Source organism: Mucilaginibacter angelicae (assembly GCF_042434235.1).
In the GTDB taxonomy this organism is placed as follows: Bacteria; Bacteroidota; Bacteroidia; order Sphingobacteriales; family Sphingobacteriaceae; genus Mucilaginibacter; species Mucilaginibacter angelicae.
This window is the reverse complement of the sequence record NZ_JBHLTS010000023.1, coordinates 158,457-173,313: the sequence shown is the minus strand read 5'-3', so window position 1 is coordinate 173,313 and position 14,857 is coordinate 158,457. Positions and strand designations below refer to the sequence as shown.

At 42.2% G+C, this 14,857-nt stretch carries 13 protein-coding genes; 11 read left to right on the top strand and 2 right to left on the bottom strand.

Features of this window, described 5'->3' with window-relative positions:
- The first annotated feature begins 85 nt into the window (after window positions 1-85).
- The 10 genes from ACFFGT_RS17865 to ACFFGT_RS17820 all read left to right on the top strand — a co-directional run bounded on the left by ACFFGT_RS17865 (window position 86) and on the right by ACFFGT_RS17820 (window position 9,660).
- Complete coding sequence (locus tag ACFFGT_RS17865) at window positions 86-385, top strand: hypothetical protein (RefSeq protein ID WP_377023895.1); 300 nt, start codon at window positions 86-88, stop codon at window positions 383-385.
- 600 nt (window positions 386-985) lie between these two features.
- Complete coding sequence (locus ACFFGT_RS17860; RefSeq protein WP_377023894.1) at window positions 986-2,050, top strand: hypothetical protein; 1,065 nt, start codon at window positions 986-988, stop codon at window positions 2,048-2,050.
- 9 nt (window positions 2,051-2,059) lie between these two features.
- Window positions 2,060-2,887, top strand: coding sequence for a cytidylyltransferase domain-containing protein (locus ACFFGT_RS17855; protein ID WP_377023893.1), 828 nt, complete (start codon window positions 2,060-2,062; stop codon window positions 2,885-2,887).
- Between the two features lie 8 nt (window positions 2,888-2,895).
- The gene (locus ACFFGT_RS17850) at window positions 2,896-3,762 is read left to right on the top strand and encodes a transketolase (protein WP_377023892.1); all 867 of its coding nucleotides are present in this window, start codon (window positions 2,896-2,898) and stop codon (window positions 3,760-3,762) included.
- Between the two features lies 1 nt (window position 3,763).
- Window positions 3,764-4,702, top strand: a complete 939-nt coding sequence (locus tag ACFFGT_RS17845; RefSeq protein WP_377023891.1) for a transketolase family protein — start codon at window positions 3,764-3,766, stop codon at window positions 4,700-4,702.
- Between the two features lie 12 nt (window positions 4,703-4,714).
- Window positions 4,715-6,058, top strand: coding sequence for an aminotransferase class III-fold pyridoxal phosphate-dependent enzyme (locus tag ACFFGT_RS17840; protein WP_377023890.1), 1,344 nt, complete (start codon window positions 4,715-4,717; stop codon window positions 6,056-6,058).
- A complete protein-coding gene (locus ACFFGT_RS17835) occupies window positions 6,058-6,861 on the top strand; it encodes an SDR family oxidoreductase (protein WP_377023889.1) in 804 nt (267 codons plus the stop codon). The genes ACFFGT_RS17840 and ACFFGT_RS17835 overlap by 1 nt, the downstream gene beginning before the upstream one ends.
- 15 nt (window positions 6,862-6,876) lie before the next feature.
- Entirely contained in the window at window positions 6,877-8,316 is a 1,440-nt protein-coding gene (locus ACFFGT_RS17830) for an N-acetylneuraminate synthase family protein (RefSeq protein ID WP_377023888.1), read from the top strand.
- A 2-nt stretch (window positions 8,317-8,318) separates the two neighbouring features.
- A complete protein-coding gene (locus tag ACFFGT_RS17825) occupies window positions 8,319-9,278 on the top strand; it encodes a sterol desaturase family protein (RefSeq protein WP_377023887.1) in 960 nt (319 codons plus the stop codon).
- 4 nt (window positions 9,279-9,282) lie between these two features.
- Window positions 9,283-9,660 (top strand): DMT family transporter, encoded by a 378-nt coding sequence (locus ACFFGT_RS17820; RefSeq protein ID WP_377023886.1) that lies wholly within the window; start codon window positions 9,283-9,285, stop codon window positions 9,658-9,660.
- 9 nt (window positions 9,661-9,669) lie between these two features.
- On the opposite strand, the gene ACFFGT_RS17815 is transcribed toward ACFFGT_RS17820, so the two are convergent.
- Window positions 9,670-10,593 carry a hypothetical protein gene (locus ACFFGT_RS17815; protein ID WP_377023885.1) on the bottom strand — a complete coding sequence of 308 codons (924 nt, stop codon included), beginning with the start codon at window positions 10,591-10,593 and terminating at the stop codon, window positions 9,670-9,672.
- A 560-nt stretch (window positions 10,594-11,153) separates the two neighbouring features.
- Here ACFFGT_RS17815 and ACFFGT_RS17810 point away from each other — a divergent pair.
- On the top strand, window positions 11,154-13,730 hold the full coding sequence (locus tag ACFFGT_RS17810; protein ID WP_377023884.1) for a DUF5686 and carboxypeptidase-like regulatory domain-containing protein: 2,577 nt from the start codon (window positions 11,154-11,156) through the stop codon (window positions 13,728-13,730).
- 91 nt (window positions 13,731-13,821) lie between these two features.
- On the opposite strand, the gene ACFFGT_RS17805 is transcribed toward ACFFGT_RS17810, so the two are convergent.
- Window positions 13,822-14,853: a metallophosphoesterase gene (locus ACFFGT_RS17805; protein ID WP_377023883.1), complete on the bottom strand. Its 1,032-nt coding sequence runs from the start codon at window positions 14,851-14,853 to the stop codon at window positions 13,822-13,824.
- Between the last annotated feature and the right edge of the window lie 4 nt (window positions 14,854-14,857).

The following is a 14,857-nucleotide window of genomic DNA, read 5'->3' as shown; positions in this document are numbered from 1 at the left end:
TGATATTGACCATTAAACATTTTCGCCTCATCTAACTTTCCTTGTTATAGATTTTATTAGTTTTATACCCGACACCTTTAATATAATGTCACGCAACGATAAATCGCCACATATCCTAAACGCAGCATCAAATTTACTGGGCTTATGTTTTGTGGTGCTTACCTCATTAAAATTTTTGAAACTTTCCGAACGGACTTATATTGATGAAACAGTAACAATAGCATTGGTTTTCTTTATGCTAAGCTGCATCCTTTCCTTCCTCTCCATTCGCGGCAATATAAAACCCGGCGGCAGGTTAGAAGCCCTGTCTGATTATTTTTTCCTTGGCGGAATGATCGTACTGTTTGTAACTGCTATATTAATCATATTTAAGGTGATGGTTTAACCACGCTGTATGTGTACGAATCCTTCTTTTAGGGCTTCAGGTAAAGCCTTTATTTTGCAAAATAAATTCATCATTTACAAAACCAGTTAAATTAGTAATTACAACGGTCAAAAATACTTTGTAAGAAAAATTTTGCAATAGTGTAAATTGATTGTAACTTGTATTTCAATTAACCTTACTGCAATTTAATATGATCTTTCATTTCTCTCCTGCGCTACAACGCTCTGTTTAAAGTAATTAACAAAGCGTGATGTTTGTTAATAAATAATTTACTGTAAATTATGGCTTAACGATTTGATAACCCTGGGTTTTCATTATTTAAAAGTTACCCTCCTACATTTATCAAATTATAAGTTTTTGCCAGATATGGACAAGGCTGCAACGTTTTATTCACGTTCTAAATAAAGAATTTGTAAAGAATTTGCACCTACAATATTTTAATATTTGATATGATAATTATTCAACCTGACAATATTACTGCACTATCCGGCCAATTTCTTTTCACGACGGTTAATTACAGAATCTTTCCAAAATCGGTTCATACCTTAACGCCTTTCACAAACAAAATTTCAGGAATCTATTGCTAATTGAAATAAAAGGATGAAGAAAATACTATTCATTACCGGTTCAATTAACCAAACCACGCAAATGCACCAGATAGCCAATGAGCTGCCTGAATTTGATTGCTGGTTTAGCCAGTTGTTTACTGATAACCCAACATTAAACACCATTATTAATAAAACTACCCTGCTTAGCGGCACGGTGCTTTCTACCAAATTCAGGCTCATTTCTGAAGACTATCTTCAAAAAAACGCATTACAAATTGACTTTGGTGCAAAGAAAAACCAATATGACCTTGTTGTATTTTGTACCGATCTGATTGTGCCGCCGCGCATGCGTAATGTCAAAAACATTTGGGTGCAGGAAGGCATGATTGACCGTTACACCCCCTGGAGCCAGGTAGTAAAAGCACTTAAATTACCGCCAACGCTTTGTGGCAACACTTCATTGAACGGAGCTTCAGATATATGTGATGTTTATTGTGCAGCCTCCAATGGTTACAGGCAGCATTTTATTGGTAAAGGCACCTCCGCCCATAAAATTGTGGTGACTGGTATGCCAAACTACGATAACCTGGCCCAGCACGTAAACAATGATTTCCCGCATCATAATTATGTTATGGTAGCCACTACCGATATGCGCGAAACCTTCCGGATTGAAAACAGGATTGCCTTCATTAAAAAAGCTGTAAAAATTGCTAACGGAAGGCCCCTGCTCTTTAAACTTCATCCTAACGAAAAGTTTGACCGGGCCGAAAAGGAGATCCGCGCTAATACGCCGGCCGGTACATTAATATATACCAAGGGCAATACCAACCATATGATAGCCAATTGCTGTGAGCTCATCACCCAATACTCAACCGTGGTTTATACCGGCATTGCTTTAGGCAAAAAAGTTCATTCGCTTTTTGATGTTAATGAACTTAAACGGCTGGCGCCTGTACAAAATAATGGCATGTCGGCAAAAAATATCGCAGCCATTTGCCGTGGGTATTTAAACCACAGCGGCAATAAGGAAAGCTTTGATCCGCAACTGGCTATGGATAAATACCAGGTTAATAAGCCAGAGTCCCAATTAACCGAAGAACTAATAGCTAACTGGTAATAATTTACCGTGAAAGAGAAGATCTTAATAGTAGTGCAGGCCCGCATGGCGTCGAGCCGGTTACCGGGCAAGGTAATGCTGCCTATATTGGGTAAAAGCCTGCTTGCCCGTATGATTGAGCGGCTTAATATGATCAGTCATAAAGCCGAAGTAATCATTGCCACATCTGAAACGCCGGATGATGACATCATTATAAATGAAGCAATTAACCTTGGTATCCCCTACTACCGCGGCAGCCTGAATAACCTGCTCGACAGGCATTATCAGGCTGCTAAACTTCACGATGCCAGTGTAGTGTTAAAGATCCCATCTGATTGCCCCCTGATTGATCCGCGCATTATTGATCATGTATTAGATTACTTTTTTGCTAACCGCGAGGCTTTCGATTTTGTAAGCAACCTGCACCCGGCTACTTATCCCGATGGTAATGATGTGGAAATAATGACCATGGCCTGCCTTACCAAAGCCTGGGAAAACGCAAGCCGCGAGCTGGAACTGGAGCATACTACTCCTTATATATGGGAAAACCCGCAATTGTTCAGGATAGGTAACGTAAGCTGGCCTACAGGTTTGGATTATTCCATGTCGCACCGGTTAACTATTGATTATGCAGAGGATTATTACTTCATCGAGCGTGTGTTCCGGGAATTATATGCTGATAACAATCAATTCTCGTGCGATGATATCATTAACCTGCTCAATCAAAAACCCGAAATCTATAATATTAATGCACAATACGCAGGTGTAAACTGGTACAGGCATCATATAGATGAACTAAAAACCATTGCGCCCGGCCAAACCAAACAGGCCCCCGCAAAAAACTTACAGGAATTATAACAAAGCGAATGATAACAGTGGAGAACAACAATTACCAGGAATTAACGGACACCGCTCTGAAAGTACGTGAGCACATCATCCGCATGTCTACTGATGGCGGATGTTTTACAGGGGCATCACTATCGGCGGTAGACCTGATTGTTTATTTATATAGCCGTTTTTTAAATATCAATAAGGATAATCTCAGCGACCCTGACCGCGATTACCTTTTTCTTTCTAAAGGGCATGATGTGCCAGCCCTGTACGGAACCTTTGCCGAATTGGGTTTATTGGAAAAAGATCGCCTTAAAAATCACCTGTTACTTAACGACCATATTTACTGGCACCCAAACACCAAAATCCCGGGTATTGAATTTCACTCGGGCTCATTAGGGCACTTGCCTTCGGTGGCTATTGGTGTTGCTATGGACCTGAAGATCAGCGGCAGCATAAACAAAGTGGTTTGCATTTTGGGCGATGGAGAACTGAATGAAGGTACCTGTTGGGAAGCCATGCTGGTAGCCAATGCTTATAAGCTTGATAACCTGCTGTTCGTGGTTGACCGTAACCACTTCCAGGCCAACATGCGTACGGAAGATCTGATTCCGCTGGAGCCCCTTGCCGATAAATTTGAAGCATTTGGCGCAGCAGTTAAAAGAATAAACGGCCACAATTTTGCCGAGTTGGATGAAGCATTTAACGCCTTCCCTTTTCAAACCGGGAAACTCAATGTAATTATTGCTGATACGGTACGTGGTAAAGGCTTGCCAAGCATCCAGGAGAGGGCCGATAGGTGGTTCTGCAATTTTAATGCAGATGAGATTGAACAGCTTTTGCTGGAGCTGCATGGCCAGCACAATACATTATTAACATCAGAAACTTTAGTGGTGCGATAAGATGAGTTACGAAGAACTTTTAACCCAAACAGCCCTTGCCAACGAGCAGGTGATTGTAATGACTGCCGAAAACCGTGCACTGGTGCGCAACCTGCCCGGCATATTAGGCAAACGTTTTATTGATACCGGTATTACCGAACAAACCATGATTGGTGCAGCTGCCGGTTTGGCCTTGCGTGGCCGTACCCCTGTTGTACATGCGCTTGCGGCTTTCTTAACCATGCGTGCCTTTGAATTTGTACGTACAGATGTTGGCATAGCCAATTTGCCGGTTAAGCTGAGCTCATTTATCCCCGGTTTTTTATCGGATGGTAATGGCCCAACCCACCAGGCGATTGAGGACATTTCCATCATGAGGGGCATCCCTAATGTAACTGTATTTGCCCCTGCCGATGAGGACGACCTGGTAAAAATGCTGCCGCAGATCTGGGAAAGCAAAAGCCCTGCATACACCCGTATCAATACGCGTAAAACCAGCTATTCGCATGAGCCATTTACTATGGGCAAGGCCGAGGTAATAGCCGAAGGCACTGATGTAACTATCTTAACCTATGGTCTGCTGTTTGAACAGGCATTAATTGCTGTTGAAATGCTGAAAAGCGAAGGCCTTTCTGTTGGATTGATCAATATGCGCAGCCTTAAACCTGTTGATGAGCAAGCTATATTAAAGGCATCGGCACAAAGCAAGCTGGTAGTTACACTTGAAGACCATTTTTTAACGGGCGGCCTTTACACCATTGTAGCCGAGGTTTTATTAAAACACCGCACCACTGCCAATGTGCTGCCTATGGCCCTGAACGAAAAATGGTTCAGGCCAACGCTCCTTCCTTCCGTATTGGAGCACGAAGGTTTTACAGGCAAACAAATTGCCGAAAAAATACTGGGCTATCAAACTGCCCATCACCAACCACAAATTTTAACGCCCGAATTTTCGGAATAAAAAAGCATTATCATGGCTAATAAAATAGAGCTTAACAACGATTTTCCCAACATCAGCGAGTCTGACAAATTATATGAACGCGCTTTAAACGTTCAAAAACCGGTTACCCAAACGCTGGCTAAAGGCCCGGGGCAATTTACCAAAGGTGTAGCGCCAAAATACCTTGTAAAAGGTAAAGGATCGCACGTATGGGATGCTGACGGTAATGAATATATCGACCTTAACTCGGCCATTGGCCCTATTTCATTGGGCTATGCTTACCCGGTTGTTGATGAAGCCATCCGCCAGCAATTGAATGACGGCATCACTTTTTCATTGATGCACCCGCTGGAGGTGGAACTTTCTGAACTGGTACAACAGGTTGTACCTAATGCCGAAGCTGTAAAGATCTCTAAAACAGGTGCAGACGTTTGTTCGGCAGCTATCCGCGTAGCGAGGGCATTTACAGGTCGCGATAAGGTTTTTTGCTGCGGCTATCATGGCTGGCATGACTGGTACATTGGTATAACCAGCCGTAATGCCGGCGTTCCCGAAGCTATCCAGGACCTTACCTATACTTTTGAATATAATGACATTGAATCGGTAAAAGCCGCTTTAGATGAAACTGTTGCAGCATTGATACTGGAGCCTTTCATTTTTGAGGCACCAAAACCAGGCTACCTGCAGGAACTGGCCGAAGTATGTAAAGCCAATGGCACCCTGCTCATTTTTGATGAAATGTGGACAGGCTTCCGCGTAGCGGTAGGCGGCGCACAAGAGTATTTCAATGTTAAAGCTGATCTGGCTGTGTTTTCAAAAGCATGTGCCAACGGTATGCCGATAGCATTACTAACCGGCAGGGCCGATGTAATGGAGCTTTTCAACTCGGAAGTGTTCAGCTATACAACTTTTGGCGGTGAGGCTTTATCATTAGCAGCCTGTATAGCCACTATTAATGAACTTCGTGATAAAAAAGTGCCGCAATACCTTGACGAACATGGTGCACTTTTAAAAGATGGTTATAATAGCCTTGCCATTGAGCTGGGCGTTGATAAATACACACGCTGTGTAGGCTTTAACTGCCGCAGCATGGTAACCTTTACCCCTGATGCAGGCAATGGCCTTGAAGTAAAAACCTTTATGCAGCAGGAAATGATCAAACGCGGTGTGCTTTGGGCCGGCTTCCACAATATGTGTTACAGCCATACCACCGAAGATATCGACTACATCCTTGCGGCTTACCGTGATGTATTGCCTTTGGTAAAAGAGGCTATTGAAAGCGGCAACATCAAAAATTACTTAAAGGGCGAAGTGTTAGAAGCTGTTTTCCGTAAGGTGAGCAACTACAACATCAAACCTAAAAATGCAGTCAACTAATGGAGCTGTTTTCACTAAAAGGAAAAACCGCTGTAGTAACAGGCGCATTGGGGCTCATAGGCCGTAAACATTGCGAAGCAATGGCTGCAGCCGGCGCCAACGTAGTTGTTGCAGATATTAATGCCGAAGAAACCCAGGCTTTTGCCAAACAACTGGGCGATAACCATTTGGGCATAGGTGTGGATGTTACCAGCAAACAATCATTAATTGACGGCCTTAACGCAGTATTGGATAAATATGATGCGGTTGATATCCTGGTAAACAATGCCGCCATCAATGATAAGTTTGAAGATCCGGCCATGGCCAAAGAGCTTTCGGCCTTTGAAAATTATCCGCTTGATGCTTTTCAGCGATCATTGAATGTGAACATTACCGGGGTGTTTTTATGCTCACAGGTGTTTGGCACACAGATGGCCCTGCACCGCAATGGCAGCATCATCAATATTGCATCAACCTATGGCATGGTTGGGCCCGATCAAAGTATTTACCGCGATGCACATGGCAAGCAAACTTTTTATAAATCAGCAGCTTACCCGGTAACCAAGGGGGCTATCATCAATTTCACCCGCTTTTTGGCTGCGTATTGGGGGCATACGGGCGTAAGGGTAAATACCCTGTCGCCAGGCGGCGTTGAGAACGGGCAAACCGATGATTTTATCGGGAACTATTCGGCAAAAACACTACTGGGCCGCATGGCCAAAGCGAGCGACTATCAGGGTGCGCTTATATTTCTGGCCAGCGAGGCATCGGCATACATGACCGGCGCTAACCTGGTGGTTGACGGAGGATGGACAGCTATTTAATTTAAACCAACTATTATGAACGAGATTTTGAAACAAAAAGCGGCGAGCATTAAATTATTGCTAACCGACAATGACGGGGTTTTAACCGATGCCGGTGTATATTATAACCACGAAGGCGAGCTTTTAAAAAAATTCAGCATGCGCGATGGTATGGGTGTTGAGCGCCTTCGCAAATTTGCTAATGTAGATACAGGCATAATCAGCGGTGAAAACTCACCTTCATTAATAAAAAGAGCTGAGAAACTACAGATCGTCGAACTACATTTAGGTGTAAAAGATAAAGTTGCTGCTTTAAAAGAGATCTGCAGCCGCTTAAATCTGCAAACAAGCGAAGTTGCTTTTATTGGCGATGACTATAATGACCTGGAAATAATGAAACTGGCGGGCCTTACTGCCTCTCCTGCTGATGCTTTACCACACGTTAAAGCACAGGTTGATTTTGTAAGTTCATTAAACGGCGGTGATGGCTGTTTCCGTGAATTTGCTGAGCTGATCATTGAAGCTAAAAGCGATAAATATTTATCAGGCACCAGGAACGGTACTATCACCCTGCAAAACGGCCGTGTGATTGGTAAAGGGCAGCCAAGCTATATCATTGCCGAAATTGGCATTAACCACAACGGATCGCTTGAGATTTGCAAGAAGTTAATTGATGAAGCTGTAATTGCCAAGGCTGATGCGGTTAAATTTCAGAAACGTACACCCGAAATTTGCGTACCGCGCGATCAGTGGGAGATTATGCGCGATACCCCATGGGGCCGGATCTCTTACATCGAATACAAACGTAAAACAGAATTTGGCATAGCTGAATATGCAACTATCGATCAATACTGCAAAAAAGTTGGTATCGACTGGTTTGTATCTGCCTGGGATGCACCATCTGTTGATTTTATGGAGCAGTTTGATACTATCTTGTACAAGCTGGCATCAGCATCATTAACCGATTTTGCTTTGATCCAGCGAATACTGGAAACTGGTAAACCATTAATGCTTTCAACCGGTATGTCAACCATGAAAGAGATAGAAAGAACTATGGATTATGTTAACGCCTTTGACGAAAACTATCCTTTGTTTATCGCTCATTCAACTTCGGCTTATCCATGCCCTCCGCATGAGCTTAACCTTAAAATGATCCAGACACTGGAGAACAAATATCCGGGCATCCCTATCGGTTATTCAGGCCACGAAACCGGTCTTGCAACTACGGTAGGTGCAGTAGCCATGGGCGCTACCTTTGTTGAACGCCACTTTACGCTTGACCGTGCTATGTGGGGATCTGATCACGCAGCATCTGTTGAGCCACAGGGCTTACAACGTTTGGTACGCGATATCAGGGACGTAGAAACTGCAGCAGGTGATGGTGAAAAAAGAGTTTACGAATCAGAACTGGCGCCAATGAAACGTTTAAGGGTAAACATCAGCGACGAATACAAAGAGAAACCAACAGCTAAATAATAATGTCTCCGGAAAAATTAACTACCTTAATTACATCCATTATTCTATTTTGCTGGATAGGGTTCATCATAGCCTGGGAAAGGATCTCGCCTTACAGAAAAGGCCTGAAATTTTTCAGGGAAGGATTTTGGATAGATTTAGTGTGGTATACACTGATACAAAGCTACTTTTTAAAGATCATCATTTTCGATTATATCATTACGCCCTTAAAAGCGCATTTTGATCTGTCGCATTTTCAATTTGTAAGTAGCTGGCCGGTGGTATTACAGGTATTGTTTTTCCTGTTCACGCATGACCTTTATATTTACCTGTTTCATCGCTTTCAGCATTCTAATAAATTTTTCTGGCGTATTCATGAGGCGCACCACTCGGGCAAGGAGGTTGACTTTTTGGCCGGGTCCCGCTCGCACATCATGGAGATCATCATCAATCAAACTATTGAGTTTGCACCTATCATATTGTTAGGTGCAGACCCAATAGTTGTACCTATTAAAGCTATGTTGGATGCCATGTTCGGCATGTTCATTCATGGCAATATCAAGGTAAACATGGGCAAATTAAAATACATTATTAATTCGCCTGAGCTGCATTTATGGCACCATGCCAATTACATTGAAGTTTTTCATGCCAACTTTGCCACCAAATTTTCGTTTTGGGATTACCTGTTTGGCTCCGTTTATGATCCGGGACACGCCCCTGGCGATAAACCCGAAAACTGGGGGCTTCATTATGATTACCCGCGGGATTATTTTTTACAGCATGCCTTTAGCGTAAAACGTTTTGATGAAAAAAAATTGCTTAAATACCGTTGGTTCAGCTGGTATTATAACTTAAGACCGCAACTTATGGATTGGCTGAAAAAAGTCATCCCGGCTAAAATAAATAAGGAACATCAATTGGAGGCTAAGCAGCAACCTGTTACCTTAGTAACTGAAGAAGAAAACGCACTACAACAAAACTAATATATTGGCCTGGTTATATCTATTCATAGCAGCCGCATTTGAAGCGGCCTGGACATTCTCGCTAAAATTCATGAAATTCAGCGATCTGAAAGCGCTTCGCATCAATTCTGTTTTAAGCTTGCAGCATGGTTTGCCCGTTTGGCTGCCTTTTGTAGGATACATTGTTTTCGGCATCGGCAATATTTACTTCTTTTCGCTGGCTATAAAACTGGTACCAACAGCCGTAGCTTATGCTGTTTGGACGGCGGTAACCCTCATCCTGATCAAACTGGTTGAGATGACATTTTTGAACCAGCGACTCTCTTACGTCGAAATATTTTTCATGCTGCTGATCATGACCGGCGTTTTGGGCTTAAAATTTTACGGCCCCGAAGTAAAGTAAGGTTTGCTGTTATTTACCGAATGCCTCCTTTTTTAGTTTGGCCTTCAAAGTATCAAATCGTACCCAATAAAGGTGACAATCCTTTTCGCCGGTACCTTTGGTATAAAACAGGTATTTACCATCCGGGGTTACGTACTCACCCCATCTGTGGGCATCACCATCATTAATCAGTGGGCCAAGGTTTTGCTGTACCGTCCAGCTATGATCGGGCTTACGGAAAGTAATGCCAAGCTCACATTCAAAATCGGGCTTTTCCTTATAGCTGATAATCATATATGACTCATCGGGCGCAACATAAAAGTCGCCATCAAAACCAGGGGTATTGATAACCGGGCCCAGGCTTTTAACAACCGTATCTATTTTAGTTACGGTAAGCGTACAAAAATCATAATTGGTATAATCTTTCATTTTACCCGGGCTTACATTACTGCCTATATAAAAAGTGCCGCTGTGGGTGGGCATCAGATCATACAGGCCATAATCTTTTTTCAAATAAACTATGGGGCTTGTCCAACCCGTTTTATTGCGGTGCGATATCCAAACAATAGCATGGCGGCCATCGCCCTTACCACCTAAAAAGTACATGCTTTTACCATCTGTAGAAAAAGTTGGGGCATAGTAACCATAGTTAAGCACAAACGGCCCAATCCATTTCGTTCCATCGAATTTAAAATAACGGATCTTATTGCCTTTTGAGCTAAACCAATGCATGGCATTGCAATAATAAAACTCTTTTCCATCTGCCGAAAACGCGGACCTGTCCATAGCTATGCCGCTATCAGGCACCAGCATTTGCTGTGCAAAAATCCGTGGTGTATCATTGGGCGGGCGTTGCCCCAAATAAGCGTTTTTGCTGTTGAAGAAATTATTTTGAGCGGTTACGCTACTGCAAAAGCAGCAGGCTAAAAATAATGAAAGTATAAATATTTTCATGATGCGGAGGTTAAGTTTATCCTAATGGTTATTATTATCTGCAGATCTTCAAACAAAATTAGCGGCGGTAAATACAAATAACAGTTCAAACCTGTTCAAGTTTAATTCAATTAAAATCAAGCCCCTTATTAGGGCGCAAATACCGCAAAAGGTTATTTAATCAACAGGAAATTACAGCAATATTGCTTTTCACACCTACCATATTTCTTCAGATTGGTGCTTTACATTGGTTTAAATAAAACAGGAGAACTTATGGAAAAGGCCATTTTATTATTTATCCCATCCCGGCTTGTTTTAGTGTTGGAGGCCCAGGTAAAAGAAACTGATGAAAAGTTGATTAATTTATGCGTGTTAATCTTAAAATAATAATATCTTCAGAAACAATTCAACTTTAAATTGTACGTTAGAAAAGTTGAAAAACATATCCCGGATATTGATCCGGGGTATTAACAGGCTAAATTCTTTTTGTCTTTTTAATCTACCATAATTTGCTATCTTTTTTTGAGATTTTTTTCAGAATATCTTGTTCAGGCGAGCGGGTATCACTTCAAATATTAAGGTTGTTATTTACAAGAAGGACTGCTTTTTATCTTTTTTTACTGATCCCTTTATCCGGCGGAGCACAACAAACGGACAGCCTTAAAAAATCAACCTTTCATACCATAACAAGTATAAGCGGACGAGTAATAGATGACGCTAACGGGCAGCCGCTTCCGGGTATCAATATCAGACTCACAGGCAGTAAATACGGCACCAATTCCGATCTGGACGGAAAGTTTGAGTTGAATGCGCCGGGATCTTTTACCCAAGTCACCTTTTCATACATAGGCTTTCAGTCGGTTACCAGGACAATTAAGCCTGGACAGGCAAATGTGCTTCAAGTGCGGCTTCGGGGCAGTCAAACCCAATTAAAAGAAGTAAAGGTAGTTTCAGGTAAGAAACAACGTTACCGCAATAAAGGTAACCCGGCAGTTGAGCTCATTCAGCAGGTTATCGACCATAAAAAGCAAAACAGGATGGAAAGTGCAGATTACCTGCAATATGATCAATATGAGCGCATCAATTTATCCTTTATCGATGTTCCTTCTAAAATGATGAACAGTCGTTATTTTAAAATGTACAAGTTTATGCTTGATACCATAAAAAATAACGGACAAACACAGGTACTGCTCCCCGCTTATTTTAGCGAAAAGCAATACCAAAATTATTACCGTAAAAACCCGGCCAAATCTATTCGCATCCTGAAGGCACAAAAAGAAGCTAACGTCCTTAAATTTCTTGATACCGCAGGTTTGGATGTTTACATGAACAGGCTTTATGGCAATGACATTGATATTTATGATAACAATGTTTTCATTATAACCAACCAGTTCCTCAGCCCCATTGCCGACCACTCTCCTAACTATTATAAATTTTTTATAACCGACACTATACAATCGGGTAAGGAAAAACTGATTGAACTAAGTTTTACGCCGCGCGCCAAAGGCGATCTGCTTTTTGAGGGTAAACTATTGGTGAGCATGACAGGCAACTATGCCGTACGATCGTGTGAGCTCAATGTAAATAAGCAGATCAATATTAATTTCATGCGGACCCTCAAAATCACATTGGATTTCGAGCAGAATCCTAACGGCAAATATTTTTTAAGTAAAAGTGACGTTAAAGCCGACTTCGGTATTTTAAAAAGCAAAGGCCTGGGCCTGATGGGTGAACGAACGGTGTATTTATCGAATTATTTGACAGAAAAGCCGCTCGAACCCACATTTTATGAGGGTAAAGAATTACAGATTGCGGCGGATGCCAACAAACCCGATACCGCATATTGGGCACATCAACGGCCGGATACCCTTTCGGCGCAACAGGCCAGGGTTTACCCCCGAATTAATAAGCTGGAAAAAATGCCGCAATTTAAAAGGGCAACCTGGGTTGCAGCTACCTTAACGGGCGGTTATGCCAAATGGGGACCGGTAATGATAGGGCCAATAGGTGCAACTTACTCCCATGATAGCCAGGAAGGCTCCCGCTTTCAGATTGGCGGACGTACCACACCCGAGTTGAGTAAATCAATATACTTTGAGGGATTTGGAGCTTACGGCTTACGCGATAGGGTTTACAAATACAATCTCGCTACATTTTATTCGTTTAATGAAAAGCCGTTTTATCGCTATCCTAACGATTATATTAAGGCAAGCTATTTGTACGATGCTGCTGTACCCGGGCAAAATCTTTCAACTATTAATCAGCAGGCCGCCCTTTCATCGTTTTCGACAGGTAAAACAATATACTGGCTTTATAATCGCATTGCTAAAGTTGAATACGTTAAGGATTTTGAAAGCCATTTCTCATTCGACCTTGCATTTCGAAACTGGAACCAACGCCCGGCCTCGGCATTAGTATTTCAATACAATGATGCGGCTAATACATTGGTGCATGACCTAACCAGCAGCGAATTAAACCTCGCCTTCAGATATGCACCGCATGAACAGATCCTTCAGGGAACAATATACCGCCGCACTATTTACAGCAAGTACCCGATTTTAAACCTGCAGATCAACCATGGTTTTAAAGGCTTGTTTAACGGGTCATACGATTATACCAGTGCTACTGCAAGCATCTTTAAGCGCTTTTACCTATCCCAGCTTGGGTACGCCGATATTACCGTATTGGGGAATTATTTAGTAGGCAAGGTTCCGTTTCCGCTGTTAAATATCAGCGCTGCTAATCAATCCTTAGCCTATGACCCGGATGGCTATAATCAAATGACCTACCTGGAGTTTGTGAGCGATCATTACGCCGGCATCAACCTAACTCAAAGCTTCAACGGCTTTTTCCTGAACAAGATCCCATTGATCAAACACCTGAAATGGAGAGAATATTTATCTGCTAAAGTATTGTTTGGAGGATTACGAAATGAAAATAACCCGCTTTACTCTGACAATTTGTACCGGTTCCCTACCGGAGCCGGCGATGCAAATGGCACCTACGCTTTAGGCAATAAACCTTACATAGAAGCTGGTGTAGGTATAGGAAATATATTTAAGTTTTTGCGCGTGGATGGGATAAAGCGATTTAATTACCTTGATCATCCGGGCGCTGCCGAATATGGTGTCAAGTTTAGTTTCAACCCTGATTTTTAAGCAAAGAAATAAGTTCCGGTATTATAACCGGAACTTATTATCAAAATTACGAATCCGGGTTAATAGATAGCTCCTTTAACCCAATCCATTTTTATTTAGTGAGCTCAGTTTGATAAAGTACCTCTCCCTGGTAATTTATCGCCCTTACATTTAATCGCTTCTCATCTATGGCAAAATACATAAAGCCATGCTCTGATGCCTGGAAACGGCTATAGGAAACACCCGCTGTAACTTTAGTAAGCTCAGAGCCTGCACCTGAAATAAACTGATGCGTAAAACCTTCGGGTTTAAGGTGCTGCAGTGAATGTTCGTGTCCTGAAAGGTAAACATCAACTTTATGATCTTCAAAAGTTTTGCTCAATGCCTTACGCATTGTTAAGGTGTCATAATTTTCAATGCGCGGCCCAACTGTATAATATGGATGATGCCCGATCACAATTTTCCACTTCACATCGGCAGAAGCATTTGATAGTGTTTGATTCAACCATTGCATTTGCTTTTCAACATAATCTGCCTGTGCTTCGTGTAAAAAAGGATCTGTGTCAATAAATATCAAAAGAGCTTTGGCTTTAGCCTGAGGTTTCTTGTCCTTTGATTCTTTTTTAACGGCCTCGTCTTCGTTATTTTTAGCCTTGTTCAGGTTTATCTCTTTCGAGTAATACCGCGCCGGCATACTCCAGCGGCGGCTTATTTTACTATACCTGATCTGGGCATCAACATCCGAATGATAATCGTGATTGCCAAAAACCGGGTACCAGTCGCATTGCAGTGAATGCGCGGTATAAATATTCTCGAATGAATAATGCCACAAGGGGTCAAATTCGCTTACAACACCTTTAGGATAAAAGTTATCACCAACCGAAACAACAAAATCATTTGGATGCGCTGCGCCCCAAAGGCCCATCTGCTTTCCAACTTCCAGCTGGTCATATTCGCCGTTCCGGCCCCAGTCGCCCAGTGCCATAAAATGCAGGGAATAATCATCTTTAATTGCGGGCAGCAATGTCAGGTCTTCACTTGTTAAATGTGTTACCCTGTTTGCTGCAAAAACACTTAAGGGCGCAATAAGCGAAGCTCCTATTGCAGATAGTGTAGTATTTTTTACAAAATCTCTTCTTTTCATCTCA